The sequence below is a fragment of the Rhizobium bangladeshense genome (assembly GCF_017357245.1).
Taxonomy (GTDB): domain Bacteria; phylum Pseudomonadota; class Alphaproteobacteria; order Rhizobiales; family Rhizobiaceae; genus Rhizobium; species Rhizobium bangladeshense.
This window is the reverse complement of sequence record NZ_CP071612.1, coordinates 3,878,750-3,896,018: the sequence shown is the minus strand read 5'-3', so window position 1 is coordinate 3,896,018 and position 17,269 is coordinate 3,878,750. Positions and strand designations below refer to the sequence as shown.

The 17,269-nt window shown below is 61.2% G+C and carries 18 protein-coding genes; 14 read left to right on the top strand and 4 right to left on the bottom strand.

The features are described 5' to 3' along the window. Window positions 1-28: 28 nt before the first annotated feature. The gene (locus J2J98_RS18775; RefSeq protein WP_207601819.1) at window positions 29-1,939 is read left to right on the top strand and encodes a beta-N-acetylhexosaminidase; all 1,911 of its coding nucleotides are present in this window, start codon (window positions 29-31) and stop codon (window positions 1,937-1,939) included. Here the strand turns inward: J2J98_RS18775 and J2J98_RS18770 are convergent. Beyond that, the gene (locus J2J98_RS18770; RefSeq protein ID WP_207601818.1) at window positions 1,936-2,853 is read right to left on the bottom strand and encodes an ROK family protein; all 918 of its coding nucleotides are present in this window, start codon (window positions 2,851-2,853) and stop codon (window positions 1,936-1,938) included. The two genes, J2J98_RS18775 and J2J98_RS18770, sit on opposite strands and share 4 nt — an antisense overlap. Here J2J98_RS18770 and J2J98_RS18765 point away from each other — a divergent pair. From J2J98_RS18765 to J2J98_RS18720, 10 genes are all read left to right on the top strand, one after another. Next, a complete protein-coding gene (locus J2J98_RS18765) occupies window positions 2,834-3,082 on the top strand; it encodes a hypothetical protein (RefSeq protein ID WP_207601817.1) in 249 nt (82 codons plus the stop codon). The genes J2J98_RS18770 and J2J98_RS18765 overlap by 20 nt on opposite strands. A gap of 77 nt (window positions 3,083-3,159) precedes the next feature. Continuing rightward, on the top strand, window positions 3,160-3,738 hold the full coding sequence (locus J2J98_RS18760; protein ID WP_171049247.1) for an exopolysaccharide biosynthesis protein: 579 nt from the start codon (window positions 3,160-3,162) through the stop codon (window positions 3,736-3,738). 111 nt (window positions 3,739-3,849) lie between these two features. After that, window positions 3,850-4,803, top strand: coding sequence for a sugar-binding transcriptional regulator (locus J2J98_RS18755; protein WP_207601816.1), 954 nt, complete (start codon window positions 3,850-3,852; stop codon window positions 4,801-4,803). A gap of 145 nt (window positions 4,804-4,948) precedes the next feature. After that, entirely contained in the window at window positions 4,949-6,259 is a 1,311-nt protein-coding gene (locus J2J98_RS18750) for an ABC transporter substrate-binding protein (RefSeq protein ID WP_064708620.1), read from the top strand. A 134-nt stretch (window positions 6,260-6,393) separates the two neighbouring features. Beyond that, on the top strand, window positions 6,394-7,266 hold the full coding sequence (locus J2J98_RS18745; protein ID WP_138394972.1) for a carbohydrate ABC transporter permease: 873 nt from the start codon (window positions 6,394-6,396) through the stop codon (window positions 7,264-7,266). A 3-nt stretch (window positions 7,267-7,269) separates the two neighbouring features. Beyond that, window positions 7,270-8,100, top strand: a complete 831-nt coding sequence (locus tag J2J98_RS18740) for a carbohydrate ABC transporter permease (protein ID WP_138394971.1) — start codon at window positions 7,270-7,272, stop codon at window positions 8,098-8,100. Between the two features lie 16 nt (window positions 8,101-8,116). Continuing rightward, the gene (locus J2J98_RS18735; protein WP_064708622.1) at window positions 8,117-9,115 is read left to right on the top strand and encodes an ABC transporter ATP-binding protein; all 999 of its coding nucleotides are present in this window, start codon (window positions 8,117-8,119) and stop codon (window positions 9,113-9,115) included. Between the two features lie 82 nt (window positions 9,116-9,197). After that, a complete protein-coding gene (locus J2J98_RS18730) occupies window positions 9,198-10,679 on the top strand; it encodes a mannitol dehydrogenase family protein (RefSeq protein WP_207601815.1) in 1,482 nt (493 codons plus the stop codon). Between the two features lie 98 nt (window positions 10,680-10,777). Then, window positions 10,778-11,467 carry an HAD family hydrolase gene (locus J2J98_RS18725; RefSeq protein ID WP_064708624.1) on the top strand — a complete coding sequence of 230 codons (690 nt, stop codon included), beginning with the start codon at window positions 10,778-10,780 and terminating at the stop codon, window positions 11,465-11,467. After that, on the top strand, window positions 11,467-13,050 hold the full coding sequence (locus tag J2J98_RS18720) for an FGGY-family carbohydrate kinase (protein WP_207601814.1): 1,584 nt from the start codon (window positions 11,467-11,469) through the stop codon (window positions 13,048-13,050). The genes J2J98_RS18725 and J2J98_RS18720 overlap by 1 nt, the downstream gene beginning before the upstream one ends. A gap of 26 nt (window positions 13,051-13,076) precedes the next feature. Here the strand turns inward: J2J98_RS18720 and J2J98_RS18715 are convergent, their stop codons facing one another. Next, window positions 13,077-13,931, bottom strand: a complete 855-nt coding sequence (locus J2J98_RS18715; protein ID WP_064708626.1) for a MurR/RpiR family transcriptional regulator — start codon at window positions 13,929-13,931, stop codon at window positions 13,077-13,079. Window positions 13,932-14,165: 234 nt separating this feature from the next. Here J2J98_RS18715 and J2J98_RS18710 point away from each other — a divergent pair, with 234 nt between their 5' ends. Next, the gene (locus J2J98_RS18710; protein ID WP_064712233.1) at window positions 14,166-14,879 is read left to right on the top strand and encodes a sulfate transporter family protein; all 714 of its coding nucleotides are present in this window, start codon (window positions 14,166-14,168) and stop codon (window positions 14,877-14,879) included. 3 nt (window positions 14,880-14,882) lie between these two features. On the opposite strand, the gene J2J98_RS18705 is transcribed toward J2J98_RS18710, so the two are convergent. Beyond that, window positions 14,883-15,308 (bottom strand): VOC family protein, encoded by a 426-nt coding sequence (locus J2J98_RS18705; protein ID WP_207601813.1) that lies wholly within the window; start codon window positions 15,306-15,308, stop codon window positions 14,883-14,885. A gap of 77 nt (window positions 15,309-15,385) precedes the next feature. On the opposite strand from J2J98_RS18705, the gene J2J98_RS18700 reads away from it, so the two are divergent. Further along, window positions 15,386-15,964, top strand: a complete 579-nt coding sequence (locus J2J98_RS18700; RefSeq protein WP_207601812.1) for a TetR/AcrR family transcriptional regulator — start codon at window positions 15,386-15,388, stop codon at window positions 15,962-15,964. Here J2J98_RS18700 and nth read toward each other — a convergent pair. Beyond that, the gene (gene nth, locus J2J98_RS18695; RefSeq protein ID WP_375337105.1) at window positions 15,929-16,702 is read right to left on the bottom strand and encodes an endonuclease III; all 774 of its coding nucleotides are present in this window, start codon (window positions 16,700-16,702) and stop codon (window positions 15,929-15,931) included. The two genes, J2J98_RS18700 and nth, sit on opposite strands and share 36 nt — an antisense overlap. A 22-nt stretch (window positions 16,703-16,724) precedes the next feature. Between nth and J2J98_RS18690 the strand changes: the two genes are divergently transcribed. Continuing rightward, on the top strand, window positions 16,725-17,222 hold the full coding sequence (locus tag J2J98_RS18690) for a DUF2244 domain-containing protein (protein WP_064712230.1): 498 nt from the start codon (window positions 16,725-16,727) through the stop codon (window positions 17,220-17,222). Window positions 17,223-17,269: the final 47 nt, after the last annotated feature.

Here is a 17,269-nt window from a genome sequence, read left to right as displayed (position 1 = left end):
CCGCTCATCGACGGGAAAGGGCGCGAGCATGGCTGATTATCGTCTGGAAACGAGCTGGCGTCCGATCGAAGGCGGTTTCGGGCGCTTGAACTTCACGCTCTTCAACCTTTCCTCCGAGCCTCTTTCCGGCTTCTTGCTCGCCTACACGTCGGAGACGCGGCTTGCCGATAAACATGTCTGCGATGGCGGCAGCCTGAAGCGGCAGGTCGCGCATTTCCATGAAGTCCGGCCACCCGAGGGGCTGAGCGTGCCGCCGGGCGGGCGCTGGCAGTTCACCGTCGAGGGGCTGACCCGTGAGCCGAAACATGTGACGTCAGGGGTCAAATCGGCCTATCTGACACTTGGCGACGGTCGCCATCTTCCTGTCGGCTTCGGCGATCTGCTTCTCGAAGGCCGGGATGGCGGTGCGGCGCCGCCGCTTTTGCCGCCGGGCCGGGTAGAGGAGCCTTATTCGCTGCTGCCCTGGCCGCTGGCGCTCGGGCTGAAGGCGGGAGAGCTGCCTGTCGTTCTTTATCCGGCCGAGAGGACACGGCCGGAGGCGGTCAAGACGTTGTCCCTGGTTCTTTCGCTCCACCAGCGGCTCTATCCGGCTGAAAACGTGCCGTTCTCGCTCTGCGCCGCAGAGGGCGGGCGCGCTATTCGTTTCGTCACCGAATCGTCGATCGCTGCGTTCGCCTATGAATTACGGTTTACCGCGCATGAGATCGTGCTCTCCAGCGCCGATGCGGCGGGCCTGCACTATGGGCTGATCAGCCTGGCGCAACTCATGCACGGCGCCCGTACCGATCGAGAGCACTTCCGATTTCCCAGTTTCGGCACGATCGCCGATCAGCCTCGTTATAACTGGCGCGGCTGCCATCTCGATGTGGCCAGGCAGTTCTATTCGGTTGCAGACGTCCTACGGCTGCTCGATATTCTTGCCTGGAACAAGCTTAACATCTTTCATTGGCACCTCACTGACGATGAAGCCTGGCGGCTGGAGATCAAGACCTATCCCCAGCTTACGGAGACCGGCGCGCGGCGTGGGCCGGACGAGGCGCTCGTGCCGCAGCTCGGCGACGGGGCGGAAACGCGCTCCGGCCATTACGCGCAGGAGGACGTCAGGCGGATCGTCGCGCATGCTGCGTCGCTTCATATCGAAGTGGTGCCGGAAATCGATATTCCCGGGCATAGCACCGCGACGCTGTTGTCACTGACCGGCCTCGTCGACGGCCAGGAGGCGCCGGATAGCTATCGCGCCGTGCAGGGTTATCCCAACAATGCCCTCAACCCGGCGGTCGAATTCACCTATGAATTTCTCGGCAAGGTGTTCGACGAGATGGTCACGTTGTTTCCCGGTGAATATTTTCATATCGGCGGGGACGAGGTCGCAAGCGGCGCCTGGCTTTCCTCGCCGCTTTGCACGGCGCTGATGGAACGGGAGAAAATTGCCGGCACGGCCGAGCTGCAATCCTATTTCCTAAAGCGGATCAAGACAATGCTGTCGGAGCGCGGCAAGAAGCTCGCCGGGTGGAATGAAGTCTCACATGGTGGCGGCGTCGATCGCGACGGCACTTTGCTGATGGCCTGGGAAAAGCCCGCTGTCGGCATCGAGCTGGCGCAGCAAGGCTACGATGTGGTGATGACGCCGGGTCAAGCCTATTATCTCGACATGGCCCAGGCGGAAGCCTGGTCCGAGCCCGGCGCGAGCTGGGCGGGCCATGCGCCGCCGGAACATACCTATGCTTACGAGGCCGAGGGTGAGTTGCCGGATGCGCTGCGGGAGAAGATGCTTGGCGTCCAAGCCTGCATCTGGACTGAAAACTTCCTCTCTCGCGCCTATTTCAACCGGCTGGTCTTCCCGCGCCTTCCGGCCGTCGCCGAAGCCGCGTGGACGCCCTTGGAACGCAAAGACTGGGACAGGTTCGCAGCGATCGTGCGGATGTGGCCGGTGCTTTAAGCCGTGGTCGCTTCCGCCTTCAGCCCCAAGAGCGCCGCGCCGATCAGACCGGGTTCGATGCGGCACTCGCTCGGTACCACCAGCGGGCGGTCGAACCTGCGCAGGATCCGGGCGCGCACCGCCTTGTCTAGCTCGGCAAGCAAGGGCTCGGCATTGGAAAGTCCGCCGCCGACCGGAACGATTGTGGCGCCGGTGATGTTGATCGTCAGGGCGAGCGGCGAGGCGACGAGATCGATATAGACGTCGATGGTGCGTGTCGCCTTCTCCTCCCCCTGTCGCCACTGACCGATGATCTCTTCGCTCGAGAGTTCGAGATCGTGTAGCGTCTTATGCAGCCGCTCCAGTCCGCGGGCGCCGCCGACCGTATCGACACAGCCTCTTTGGCCGCAGCCGCAGGCATAGACGGGAATGGCGGTGGGCGGATTGCCGGCTGCGGAGGCGAGGATCGGGCCATGGCCCCATTCGCCGGCGAAACCGCCTGCCTCGTTGACGAGACGCCCGTCGGCGACCAGGCCACCGCCGACGCCGGTGCCGAGGATGGCGCCGAAGACGATACGGTGGCCGCGGCCGGCGCCGAGACCGGCTTCAGCCATCGCGAAACAGTCGGCATCATTGGCGATCAGAACAGGCAGAGCAAGTTCGGCTTCGAGGTCGGCTGCGAGCGTGCGGCCGTGGATGCAGGATATGTTGGCGCAGGTCAGCCGCTGTGTATCGGGATCGACGACGCCAGCGGTCGACAGCGCAATGCGGCTCGGCCGTTCGCCCGTTTCGGCGATGATGTCGCGCAGGGTCTCGACGAAAGCGGCAAAATCGTCCTTCGGCGTCGGACGGCGACCGAGGGGAACGATGTCGGTCTCGGAGCGGGCGATGCCGCCTTTGATGGCGGAACCGCCGATGTCGAATGAAATGATCATAGCCTGCCTGCCGTTTCTCTGGCCTTCAGCGTCTGCTCGCACTGTTGGCAGGCAATTACAAGCCTTCATGCATCCGCCTGCCATGCGTTTGCGGGCACAAAGGGCGATGGTCGAACGTAAATCGCGCCCACAGGTCTTCTCATTCGATTTCCTGCGTCATAAGTCATTCAATTGGCATATTGCGCGGCCAAAATCGGATCTCGCATTCCATCATCTGCCGGTATCATGACCATCGAAAACGCCGATTCCCCTAGACGCAGAAGACCACGTCCGCCACGTCCCAAAGGCCGCCGCCTCTCAGCTGTCCTGCGGCAGCTGGCAGGCGACCGAAGCCGGGAGTGGATTTCGATCGGCGACGTGTTCCAGACGATGGGCGACCGGGCGATCAGCGCCCTGATGCTGATTTTCGCGCTGCCGAACGCCTTCCCCACCCCGCCCGGCACCTCGGCCGTGCTCGGCGCACCGCTGGTTTTTCTGGCGGTGCAATTGACCTTCGGGCTCAAACCCTGGCTGCCGAAGGCGATTGCGAACCGCTCGATGCGGCGGGAGGATTTTGAGGCCATCGTCGGGCGCATCCACCGCTGGCTCGCCTGGGCGGAGCGCATGCTGAAGCCGAGGCTTGCGATCTTCGCCGAGCCGCCGGCGGAGTATTTCGCCGGCCTTGCCTGTCTGCTGCTTTCTCTCGTGCTGGTTCTGCCGGTTCCGCTCGGCAACATCCTGCCGGCGATCACCATCTCGGTTTTCGCTTTCGGTATAATGGGCCGTGACGGGCTCTTCGCACTCATCGGCTTCATCATGACGACCGTGTCGCTCGTGATTGCCGGCGGTGTGATTTACGGTCTCGCGAAGGCGTCGATTTATTTCGTCATGCAATGGTTCGCCTGAGCGGTGGCGTCAACAGGCTCGACTTTTTCAAGAATTTTGTTTTGATCTGACGCGATAGAGACTCACATCATGCCGGCGGCAAGCCGGCTCATTTTTCGCGGTAGGCATCATATGGCAAAAAGATCCGAGACCCCTGCGCGGCTCGACGATGCGGCCCGTGCCGGCTGGCTATATTACGTCGCCGGGCGCACGCAGGACGAAATCGCCGCCGCGATGGGCATCTCACGGCAATCGGCGCAGCGGCTGGTGTCGCTTGCAGTCGCCGAGCGTCTGATCAAGGTGCGGCTCGATCATCCCATCGCCGCCTGCCTCGAGCTTGCCAACCAGCTGCGACGGAAATTCGGGCTGAAACATGTGGAGGTGGTGCCGAGCGATGCGGGTTCCTCATCGACCACCGTCGGTATCGCCGAGGCGGCCGCGGCCGAGATCGAGCGCTGGCTGAAGCGGCCGGAACCGATCGTGCTGGCGGTCGGCACCGGCCGCACGCTGAAGGCGGCCGTCGACCAGCTTCCGGTGATCGAATGTCCCAATCACCGGATCGTCTCACTGACCGGCAACATCGCGCCAGACGGCTCAGCCGCCTATTACAATGTCATCTTCAGCATGGCGGATGCGGTCAAGGCGCGGCACTATCCGATGCCGCTGCCGGTGCTCGTCACCTCGGCCGAGGAACGGGAGCTGCTGCATGGCCAGCAGCTGGTGCGTTCAACGCTCGACATGAGCGCGCAGGCCGACGTCACTTTCGTCGGCATCGGCGAACTCGGCATTGACGGGCCGCTCTGCGTCGATGGTTTTCTCGAGAAGGACGAGATGATGGAATTGATGCGCGGGGGTGCTGTCGGTGAAATCTGCGGCTGGATCTTCGACGTCGACGGCAAGCTGCTCGACAACCCGATCAACGAGCGCGTCGCCTCGGCGCCGATCCCGTCCCGCGAGGCATCGATTGTCATCGGGCTTGCCAAAGGCAAGCGCAAATTCAAGGCGATCAGAGCTGCCCTCGTCGGCCATCAAATTAACGCGCTGATCACCGACGAAGAGACTGCTGAGTTTTTGCTCAGAGGTTGAGCAAAAAATATTATAATCAAATCAAGGGGAAGGATATCGCCTTCGGCATCGCAGCAACGATTGCTGATTGACATTTTTTGTCCGGTGGTGAGTAATTGCTCATGAGCAAAGCGAATGCTCACATCTCATCTTCTGGGAGGAAGATATGACATTGAGAACTTTCCTGCTGGGCGCCTGCTCAGCACTGGCGTTTGCCGGCATGGCTTCGGCCGAGACGCTGACAATCGCCACCGTCAACAACGGCGACATGATCCGGATGCAGAAGCTGACGGATGACTTCAAGGCGAAGAATCCCGGCATCGACCTTGAATGGGTGACCCTCGAGGAGAACGTGCTGCGCCAGAAGGTCACGACCGACATCGCGACCAAGGGTGGTCAGTATGACGTTCTGACGATCGGCACCTATGAAGTTCCGATCTGGGCAAAACAGGGCTGGCTGCTGCCGCTCGACAATCTCGGCGCCAATTACGACGTCGAGGACCTGCTGCCGGCAATCCGCAGCGGCCTGACCACAGACGGCAAGCTCTATGCGGCGCCGTTCTACGGCGAAAGCTCGATGGTCATGTACCGCAAGGACCTGTTTGACGCCGCCGGTCTGAAGATGCCGGACGCCCCGACCTGGGACTTCGTGGCGGATGCTGCCCGCAAGATCACCAATAAGGACAAGGAAATCTACGGTATCTGCCTGCGCGGCAAGGCCGGCTGGGGCGAGAACATGGCCTTCCTGACCGCCATGTCAAACTCCTTCGGCGCCCGCTGGTTCGATGAAAGCTGGAAACCGCAGTTCGACCAGCCCGAGTGGAAGGAAGCACTGGATTTCTACGTCAAGCTGATGAAGGACGCCGGTCCTCCGGGCGCTTCTTCCAACGGCTTCAACGAAAACCTGGCGCTCTTCCAGACCGGCAAGTGCGGCATGTGGATCGATGCCACCGTTGCCGCGTCCTTCGTTAGCAATCCGAAGGAATCCACCGTCGCCGACAAGGTGGGCTTCGCGCTCGCCCCCGACAAGGGCCTCGGCAAGCGCGGCAACTGGCTCTGGGCCTGGAACCTCGCCATCCCGGCAGGCTCGCAGAAGGTCGAAGCCGCCGAGAAATTTGTCGCCTGGGCAACGAGCAAGGAGTACACCAACCTCGTCGCCGAGAAGGAGGGCTGGCTGAACGCACCTCCCGGCACCCGCACCTCGCTTTACGCGAATGCGGAGTACCAGAAGGCTGCTCCCTTCGCCAAGATGACGCTCGATTCGATCAACTCGGCGGATCCGACAAAGCCGACCGTGAAGCCGGTCCCCTATGTCGGCGTCCAGTTCGTGGCGATCCCGGAATTCCAGGGCATCGGCACGGCAGTGGGCCAGCAGTTTTCGGCAGCCCTTGCCGGCCAGATTTCGGTCGATCAGGCGTTGAAGAGCGCACAGCAGCTGGCAACCCGCGAAATGACCAAGGCCGGCTACATCAAATAAAACCTCCTGAGAAGGCGGATCCTTGACAATCCGCCCCTCTGGGCCGCCGATTGCCCGAACCGCATCGGCGGCCTCTTTTCCAGACAAAGCTGCCTTGCGGCCGCTCCCCGCTTCAGATCAGATCGGTGATTGCCATGGCAACATTACATACTCGCTCCGCGGCGCGCCTGATGATTGCGCCCTCCGTGCTGTTCCTTTTTGCGTGGATGATCGTTCCGCTCGCGATGACGATCTATTTCTCGCTCCTGAACTACAATTTGCTCAGCCCCGGCATGGAGAGCTTTGTCGGCCTGCTGAACTACGAATATTTCCTTTCCGATCCGGCCTTTATTGCCGCGCTGATCAATACGCTGCTGCTTGTCGCCGGCGTTCTTGTCATCACCGTCGTCGGCGGCATCGGCTTCGCGCTGCTGCTCGATCAGCCGATGTACGGCCAGGGCATCGTGCGCATCCTCGTCATCGCGCCCTTCTTCATCATGCCGACGGTGGCAGCACTCGTCTGGAAGAACATGTTCATGAACCCGGTCAACGGCCTGTTTGCGCATCTTGCGAAGGCGTTGGGCCTGCAGCCGATCGACTGGCTTGCGAATGCGCCGCTGTTGTCTGTCATCCTTATCGTTGCATGGCAGTGGCTGCCCTTTGCCACCCTCATCCTACTGACCGCGCTGCAGTCGCTCGACGAGGAGCAGAAGGAGGCGGCGGAAATGGACGGCGCCGGGGCGATCTCGAAATTCATCTACATCATCCTGCCGCACATGGCCCGCGCCATCACCGTCGTCATCCTGATCCAGACGATCTTCCTGCTTTCGGTCTTCGCCGAAATCCTCGTCACCACCAATGGCGGGCCGGGCACCGACAGCACCAATCTCACCTATCTCGTCTATGCGCAGGCGCTCCTGCAGTTCGATATCGGCGGCGCTTCGGCGGGCGGCATCGTCGCGGTCGTGCTTGCCAACATCGTTGCGATCTTCCTCGTCCGCCTCGTCGGCAAGAATCTGGAGGCTTGAGAGATGGCCAGAAAAGCCTCTACCCGGCGCAAGGTCATCGTGACCGCAATTGCCTGGACGCTCGGAATCCTGATCTTCTTTCCGATCCTCTGGACGTTCCTGACGAGCTTCAAATCGGAAGCCGACGCTATTGCCTCGCCGCCGCAGTTCCTGTTCTTCCATTGGACGGCGGAGAACTACGCGGAGGTGCAAAGCCGGTCGAACTACCTCAGCCACTTCATGAATTCGGTGGTCATTTCCTTCGGCTCGACGCTGATCGGTCTCATCATCGCCATTCCGGCCGCCTGGGCGATGGCGTTTTCGCCCACCAAGCGGACGAAGGACGTGCTGATGTGGATGCTCTCGACCAAGATGATGCCGCCTGTGGGCGCACTGATCCCGATCTATCTGATGTTCCGCAATTCCGGCCTGCTTGACACGCGCACAGGGTTGGTGATCGTGCTGACGCTGATCAATCTGCCGATCATCGTCTGGATGCTCTACACCTACTTCAAGGAAATTCCCGGCGAGATCCTCGAAGCGGCGCGCATGGACGGGGCGTCGCTGATGAAGGAGATTGTCTATGTGCTGACGCCGATGGCGGTGCCGGGCATTGCCTCGACGCTGCTCCTGAACATCATCCTTGCCTGGAACGAGGCCTTCTGGACGCTCAACCTCACCGCCTCGAAGGCGGCGCCGCTGACGGCCTTCATCGCCTCCTATTCCAGCCCCGAGGGCCTGTTCTACGCCAAGCTTTCGGCCGCCTCGACCATGGCGATCGCGCCGATTCTGATCCTCGGCTGGTTCAGCCAGAAGCAACTCGTCCGCGGCCTGACCTTCGGCGCAGTGAAATAAGAAAAGGGAGAGAAACATGGGCAGCATTACCCTTCAGAAGGTTTCCAAGGTCTTCGGCGAAGCCAAGGTCATCCCTTCGATCGATCTCGACATCAACGACGGCGAATTCGTCGTCTTCGTCGGCCCATCCGGTTGCGGCAAATCCACACTGCTCAGGCTGATTGCCGGCCTTGAAGATGTATCCGGCGGCAAGATCGTCATCGACGGCAGGGACGCCACCGAAACGGCTCCTTCAGAGCGCGGGCTTGCCATGGTGTTCCAGTCCTACGCGCTCTATCCGCATATGAGCGTGCGCAACAACATCGCCTTCCCGCTGAAGATGGCGGGCGTCGACAAGGCGGAGATCGACCGCAAGGTGGCGGATGCGGCGCGGGTGCTGAACCTCACCGACTATCTGGAGCGCAAGCCGCGCCAGCTTTCCGGCGGTCAGCGCCAGCGAGTTGCGATTGGCCGCGCCATCGTGCGCCAGCCTTCGGCCTTCCTGTTCGACGAACCGCTGTCGAACCTCGATGCTGCACTTCGCGTCAACATGCGTCTCGAGATCAGTGAACTGCATCAGCAGCTGAAGACGACGATGATCTACGTCACCCACGATCAGGTCGAGGCCATGACCATGGCCGACAAGATCGTCGTGCTGAATAGGGGCAATATCGAACAGGTCGGCTCGCCGCTCGAGCTCTACAGCCGCCCGCGCAACCTTTTCGTCGCCGGCTTCATCGGCTCGCCGAAGATGAATTTCATCAAGGGCCAGAACGCGGCCGAGCTCGGCGCACATACGATCGGCATCCGCCCCGAACATATATTGCTGTCGATGGAGACCGGCGACTGGAAGGGCAGGGTCGTCGTCGCCGAACATCTTGGTTCCGACACCTTCCTGCATATCGACGCCGACGGGATCGGCATGGTGACAGCGCGCGGCAGCGGCGATTTTGCCGCGCAAGCAGGCGATACAGTCTATCTGACGCCGGACCGGTCGCGCATTCACAAATTCAACGAGGGCGGCCTTGCCATCTGAGCAGGCGGCCGGCTGGGGGCAGGCATGCGAGCCGGGCGAAGGCGCCCGGCCGTCTCGGCAAGACCTTCAAGAGGATTGAAACATGACGTGCAAATTATCGCTGGCAACGCTTTCGGACGCGGCGCGCACTGCCGCCATCCCTTCCTATGACAGGGCGTCGCTGAAAGCCGGCATCGTGCACTTCGGCGTCGGCAATTTCCACCGCGCCCATCAGGCGATCTATCTTGACGATCTCTTCAACCAGGGCGTCGATCACGACTGGGCGATTATCGGCGCCGGCATTCTGCCATCGGATGCCGCGATGCGCGAAAAGCTTGCGGCGCAGGATTTCCTGACGACGGTGGTGGAGCAGGACAACAATAAAACGGCGGCGCGCGTCACTGCGCCGATGATCGACATCCTGCCGGTCGGCGATCCCGCCGCGATCATCGCCAAGCTTGCCGATCCGGATATCCGCATCGTCTCGCTGACGATCACCGAGGGCGGTTATTTCATCGATGCGTCAGGCACGTTCAATCCGGCCCATCCCGATATCGCCGCCGATGGCCAAAATCCCGGCGCGCCGAAGACGGTCTTCGGCCTGATCGTCGCCGGCCTGAAGGTTCGCAAGGAGAAAAGCATCCGGCCCTTCACCGTGATGTCCTGCGACAATATTCCTCATAACGGCGTCGTCACCGCTAATGCCGTGGTTGGCACGGCAGCGCTTTCCGATCCCGCTCTTGCCGACTGGATCGCGGCCAATGTCGCCTTTCCGAACGCGATGGTCGACCGTATTACGCCGGCGACCGGTCAGCGGGAGATCGATTTCCTCAAGGACAATTTCGGCATCGAGGATAACTGGCCGGTTTATTGCGAAGAATTCAAGCAGTGGGTGCTCGAAGACAAGTTCACGGCCGGCCGGCCGGCTCTCGAAAAAGTTGGTGTGACCTTCGTTCCCGATGTTACGCCTTACGAACACATGAAGATCCGCATCCTGAACGGCGGACATGCCGCGATCGCCTATCCGGCGGCGCTGATGGACATTCACTTCGTGCACGATGCCATGGAGGATCCGCTGATCCGGGCTTTCCTGGCCAAGCTCGAGAAAGACGAGATCATCCCGATCGTGCCGCCGGTGCCGAACACCTCACTGACGGATTATTTCGACCTCATCGAACATCGGCTCCTCAATCCGAAGATCGCCGACACTATCCCGCGTCTGGCACAGGACGGTTCGAACCGCCAGCCGAAATTCATCCTGCCGTCGACGCTCGACAATCTGCGCCAGGGCAGGGACGTCATCGGCCTGGCGCTTGTCTCGGCCCTCTGGTGCCGCTACTTCGGGGGCAAGACCGACAGCGGCAAGGATATCGTCTTCAATGACGCCAGCGCCGGGCGCCTGCATGAAGCGGCGCTGAAGGCAAAGGGTGATCCTTCGGCCTTCCTCGTCTTCGACGATATCTTCGGCGAGGTGGCGAAGTCCGAACTTTTCCGCAAGCGTTTTGCCCATGCGCTCAAAAGCTTGTGGGAAAAAGGCACGCGTGAGACGCTGCAGCTCTATCTCGACGGCAAGCTCGCAGTGTAAGGGAATCCACATGGCGGCATCCGCTGCCGCCATTCATCCTGCCTTGCGAGCGAAGCGGGACGGTCATGTGTCGGAATTGAACTCAGGTTGGGTCTTTCATGGCTGATGCTGAACCACGGCTGGTCATCTTCGATTGCGACGGGGTGCTCGTCGACAGCGAGCCGATCTCAATCAGCGTGCTCGTGCGGGCGATGAGCGATCTTGGCGTGTCGATCACCGAGGACCAAGCCTATGAGCGTTTTCTCGGCCGCAGCCTGTCGACCCTCATCGATACGCTGGAAACCGAATTCAACATTCACGCCGGCGAAGAATTCCTGGAGCGCATCCGCACCGATCTCTACGCGCGCTTCCGCAGCGAGCTGAAGCCGATCGACGGCATCGCCGCGACGATCGACAGGCTTGGTATTCCTTGCTGCGTTGCCTCTTCAAGCCAGATGGAGCGTATCCGACTATCGCTTTCCGTCACCGGGCTTCTCGACAGGCTCCCCGACATCTTCAGCGCGACGATGGTCAAACGCGGCAAACCCGCGCCGGACCTCTTCCTGCATGCGGCCCGCCAGATGCATGTCGAACCCGAAGCATGCCTTGTCATCGAGGACAGTCCAGCCGGTATTGCCGCCGCCAAGGCGGCCGGCATGACTGTCTTTGCCTTCACCGGCGGATCGCATGCGAATTTCGCCGGATACAGGGCCGAACTCGACCGACTTTCGCCGGAAGTCGTGTTTGACGCCATGCCGGATTTGATACACCTTGTCCGCAACCATAAGCTGGACGGGACCGAGATTTGATGCGTGATCATGTGGTTGCGGTGGATGTCGGCACCGGCAGCGCGCGCGCCGGCGTCTTCGATGCCGGCGGCCGTTTGCTGGCCAAGGCCGAACATCCGATCGTAATGAACCGGCCGCGTGAAAACCACGCCGAGCACGATTCCGAAGACATCTGGTCGGCCGCCTGCAGAGCAGTTCGCCAGGCGGTGGAGCAATCCGGTATCTCAGCCGCGTCAGTCGCGGCAATCGGCTTCGACGCTACGTGTTCGCTTGTCGTCCGCGATGTCGAAGGCCGGCAGATCAGTGTATCCACAAGCGGCGAGCAGCGTTTCGACACCATCGTGTGGCTCGATCATCGGGCGCTGAAGGAAGCCGACTTCTGCACGGCGACGGAGCACGGAGTGCTCGAACATTCCGGCGGGGTCATGTCGCCGGAAATGGAAATGCCGAAGCTGATGTGGCTGAAGAAGAAGCTGCCGTCGACATGGGAAAATGCGGGATATTTCTTCGATCTTGCCGATTTCATGACCTGGAAATCGACGGGATCGCCGGCCCGCTCGCGCTGCACGGTGACGGCAAAATGGAACTACCTCGCCCATCTCGAAAGGGGATGGCAGCAGGATTTCTTGCAGCGGATCGGGCTCGACGATCTTCAGACTCGCGGCCGGTTGCCGGATGAGACCGCGCCGGTCGGCGGCAGTATGGGCCTGTTGACGCCCGATGCGGCCGAGGCGCTGGGGCTGACCACGGAGTGCCATGTCTCCGCGGGAATGATCGACGCCTATGCCGGCGCGCTCGGGGCGCTCGGGGGTTATGCCGCCGATCCTGTAACACGCGAGCGCCAGTTGGCGCTGATCGCCGGCACTTCAAGCTGCATCGTCGCCTTTTCACAGCAACGCAAGCCGAGCCACGGCATGTGGGGCCCCTATTATGAAGTCGTCTTCCCGCGGTCCTGGCTGGTGGAAGCCGGGCAATCTGCGACCGGAGCGCTGCTCGACCATGTCGTGCGAATGCATGCGGCCGGTGGTGAGCCGACGGCGGCGTTGCACCAGAAAATCGTCGCGCGCATCGCCGAATTGCGGGCAGGGGAGGGCGACGCTTTCGGCGAGCGCATTTTTGTGCTGCCGGACTTTCACGGCAATCGCTCGCCGCTTGCCGATCCGCATGCCGTCGGTGTGATCAGCGGCCTGACGCTGGATACGTCATTCGACGGACTCTGCGCGCTCTATTGGCGGTCTGCCGTCGCGATCGCTCTCGGCATCCGCCATATCCTGGAGAAGATGAAGGAGTATGGCTACGTGCCCGATACGCTGCATATCGCAGGCGGACACGTCAAGAACCCGGTGCTGATGGAACTCTATAGCGATGCCACCGGCTGCAAGGTCGTGGTGCCGAAGATGAACGAGGCCGTGCTGCTCGGCACCGCGATTGCGGCATCCGTGGCCTGCGGTCTGCACGAGGATTTGGCGGCAGCCGGCGAGGCGATGTATCCGGGCGGCAACGAACGGCTTCCCGACAAGGCGAAACAGGCGCTTTACGACCGCGATTATCGCCGTCTTCTGGCCATGCATCGGCACCGCGCCGAACTGGAAGCGTTGCTCTAGACTAGCCGCTGAAGGCGCCCGACTATTTAGTGGTTCGCGGTCTCGCCGAGGACGGTCGCGAATTCCAGCATGCGGCGGCGCCGAAGAGCTGCCTCCTCTCCGACTTCGAGAATGACGGATTCCGACAGGCAATCGAGCAACGCGATCAGCGGCGGAAGATTATCGAGATCGGGGGCGCGTGCCGGCGGCAAGGACAGCATGACGTTTGACTGATCCGCCATCCAGTCCGCTTGCTGAGGCGAAATCAGCACGACCTTGTAGCCGTATCGCCGCGCGGTTCTGGCAAGCAGCCGTGCCTTGGCGAAACGGCGGCAGTCGATAATGACGAGCAAAGCATCGTCGACGGCCTGCCGGGCGAAGAGTTCGGCAAAACGGTTGTCGGTGGCATCGAGCGTGCGGACGCCATCGCGGGCTTGCGTCAGTCGCTGGCAGAAATGATTGGCAAGACTGGCGAGCCGCGCATGCGTGGCGATCGATACTTCGCGGGCGGTGCTGATCAGGCGGACGGCTTCCGCCCAGTGGGGCTGCGCCGTCAGATGATAGATGTGATGCAGGGCCTGGATCTGTTCTGCGACCAGCACGGCAAGCGGCTTGCCCTCCGCCGCGTCCGCGTGCAGCTCGCTCATGGCACTCTGCAGCTGCGCCGGCGATGTCGTCACGGTTTCGCGAATCTCCACCTTGACGCTGTCCAAACCCTGATAGCCGAGCGCGCGCAGGAAGCGCCCGACGGTCATCGGCGAGAGATCCAGCCTGTCGGCAACAGACGCCGCCGTCTCAAACGGCAGGTCGTTCAAGTGCTCGGAGAAATATTTCGCGATACGACGCTCGGCCGGTGTGCCGCTTTTTACGTATTGCCTGAGCTTGTGCACAAAGTCTTCCACGTCAGCCTCCCCGTATTTCCTCAGAGGCGTTCCGTGGATGCGCTATCGCGACCCCTTGTCTTGGCAACTATTTTCGGAAGCTGCTTCTCAGGTCCATGCGTATTTCTGCGTCTGATAATATTATATTAGTTCTAATATTGCGACAAGTTTCTATTACAGCCTGCAATTTTATTCTCTCTTGCCGGTGGCATTCGCCTTTCCTACATCTTCTGCGCAACCGGAGACGCCGAAGAAATGATTCTTGATGCCGCACGCCTTTCGCTCGCCAATCTGTTCGCGCCGGAGACACGCTCGGTCTTCTGGAAGGTGCTCGGCCTGACGCTTCTCGTGCTCGTCGGCCTATGGTTTGCGCTACGTGGGGCCTTCATGGCCTTCCTCTTTCCCTGGCTCACCAGCTTCTTTCCCGAAATGCCGGATTGGGCGGGGTGGTTCGCTCTGGTCTTTGCGATCCTGGCCGGGATCGGCCTTGCGCTCCTGCTGGCGCTGCTGCTTTCGCCGGTAACGGCACTGATCGCAGGCCTTTTCCTCGACGATGTCGCCGAGGTCATCGAAAAGCGTGATTATTCCGGCGACGCACCGGGCGCCGCCATGCCGATCGGCCCGGCGATGGCAAGCTCGATCAAATTTTTGGGGGTGGTGATCCTCGGCAATATCGTGGCGTTGTTGCTGCTGTTCATCCCCGGCGTCAATCTGGTCGCTTTCTTTTTGGTGAACGGCTATCTGCTCGGACGGGAATTCTTCGAATTCGCCGCCATGCGCTTCCGGCCGCAGCATGAGGCACGGCTCTTCCGCGCCAAACATGCGCCGACCGTCTTTCTCGGCGGGCTGGTCATCGCACTCTTTTTGGCGATCCCTGTGGTCAACCTGCTAACACCTCTCTTTGCTGCGGGCATGATGGTGCATCTGCACAAGCTGATTTCCGCAAAGGACGCCGATTTTCGCGCCTGAGGCTCAACTCGGTAAGGCTGATGCCTCGTACATTGCGGCGAACTCGGCGCTCGGCGGTATAGGTTTAATGACGTCGATCAGCACGCCATTCGGGTCGGCGGTAATGAAGTGCCGCTGGCCGAATTCCTCGTCGCGAATCTCCCGCAGGATCGGGAGGTTTGCGCTGCGGCAGGCCGCGTAGACCGCATCTACATCGGCAACCTCGAAATTGAGGAGCAGGCCGCTTACTTTGCCGCGAGCCACGGCCGGTATGGTTTCGTGGCTGCCATCGAGAATGGCAAGAGCGACATGCTTCTCCTCTTGCGACTGCAGGTGAACGTACCAGTCGCTCTCGAACACCGCCCTGAAGCCGAAATGCGCGCAATAGAAGCGGGCGGAACCAGAAACGTCTTCGGTCATGATGACAGGATAATAGCTCGTCGAATTCACCCGGTTTCTCCTTACATACAAACTGACTGTATGTTTTTCTTCTTAACATACAGTCGGCTTGTATGTAAATGGGGGAAATGAGCCGCAGCAATCGCGAAAGAACAGAACAGACAAGACAGGCGCTGATCGACGCCGGACGGCGCCTCTTCGTCGGTAAGGGGTATGCCGAAACGGCGACGCCGGACATCGCCGCGGCAGCGGGTGTGACGCGCGGAGCGCTCTATCATCATTTCGAAGACAAGAAGGCGCTCTTTCGCGCGGTTGTCGAAGGCGAGGCGCGCGCAGTTGCCGAAGCGATCGAGGCATGCCCAGCGCCCGACGATGCGCCCCGAGACGCGCTGCTTGCCGGCGCTTCGGCTTATTTCGATGCGCTGATGGCTGAGGGCCGCACGCGGCTGCTGCTGGTCGAGGCGCCTGCCGTCCTCGGCTTGGCGGCCACTCAGGCGATCGATGCCGACAATGCGGAAATGACATTACGGGCAGGACTTGCAGCCATGCTGCCGGGAGCCGGCGCTGCTCTCGAGCCTCTGACATTGCTGCTATCGGCGGCCTTCGACCGCGCGGCAATGGCCATCGAGGCGGGCGGGGAAAGGCGGAGTTACGAGGAGGCGATCGTTGTTTTACTCGACAGCCTCGCCGATCACTTGCGGCGGTAGCTCGATGAGTGGGGCCGGCACATCCGAACTCTTCTCCGGCGATTTGCAAATGTCGGCGATGACGCAGCGTTCGCATTCGGGACGGCGAGCCTTGCAGGTGTAGCGTCCGTGCAGGATCAGCCAGTGATGGGCATGATAGAGGTAGTGTTTCGGCACCACTCTCATCAATCGCGCTTCGACTTCATCAGGTGTCTTGCCGGGAGCAAGCCTGATGCGATTGGCGATCCGGAAAATGTGTGTATCGACCGCCATGGTTGCCTGTCCAAAGGCCATGGACAGCACGACATTGGCAGTCTTGCGGCCGACGCCCGGCAGCCGAACTAGTTCCTCGCGGGTTTCCGGGACCTTGCCGGCGAATTCGTCGACCAACATTTGCGAGAGCGCGATCACGTTTTTCGCCTTGTTGCGGTAAAGGCCGATCGTTTTGATGTAATCGCGAACCTTCTCTTCGCCGAGATCGAGCATTTTCTGCGGCGTATCGGCCACCGTGAACAGCGCCCGCGTCGCTTTGTTGACACCGGCATCGGTGGCCTGGGCGGAGAGGGCCACCGCCACGACAAGGGTAAAAGGATTGGTATGCTCCAGCTCACCCCGCGGCTCGGGCCGCTGCACTGAAAAGCGACGGAAGATTTCCTCGCGCTCAGCCTGCGAATAGGCGGTCTTGACCACCGCCGCCGGCTTGCGGCGGGTAATCACATTCGTGCCTTGCGGCGGGGATTTGAGTTTCGGATTCGCCATAGAAACTCTATACTCAGCCGTCATGATGGAAAGCAACGCCAACAGCTCCAACGAGCAGCCTGTTTTCGCCGCCGAGCTTTTCCCTCACCGGTCGCTCGGCCGCCGGGGCTTCAAGGTGCTGCTCATTCTGTCCGGCGCCGTCTGCTTCCTCTATGGGATGTTCTTCATCGTCACCGGCGCCTGGCCGATCGGCTTCTTCTTCGGATTGGATTTCGCGCTTCTCTACGGCGCCTTTTGGCTGAATTACCGTTCCGGGAAGGTGCGCGAACAGGTCATCGTGTCGCGCACGGACGTATCGGTGCGCAAGTTTGCTCCATCGGGACGGATGGTGGAGCATCATTTCAATCCCTTCTGGGCGCGTTTCCTCGTTCGCAGGCACCAGGAGATCGGCATCCTCTCCATGCATATTTTCGGCGAGGGCCGCCGTACGGATATTGGTTCCTTCCTCAATCCTGACGATCGCGAGAGCTTCGCCAAGGCCTTCAAAGGTGCGCTCGCCACCGTCAGGCAGCGTATCTGAGCGCATCAGGCGAACGCGCAAGAATCGGGTGGCTTACCCCCCGCCTA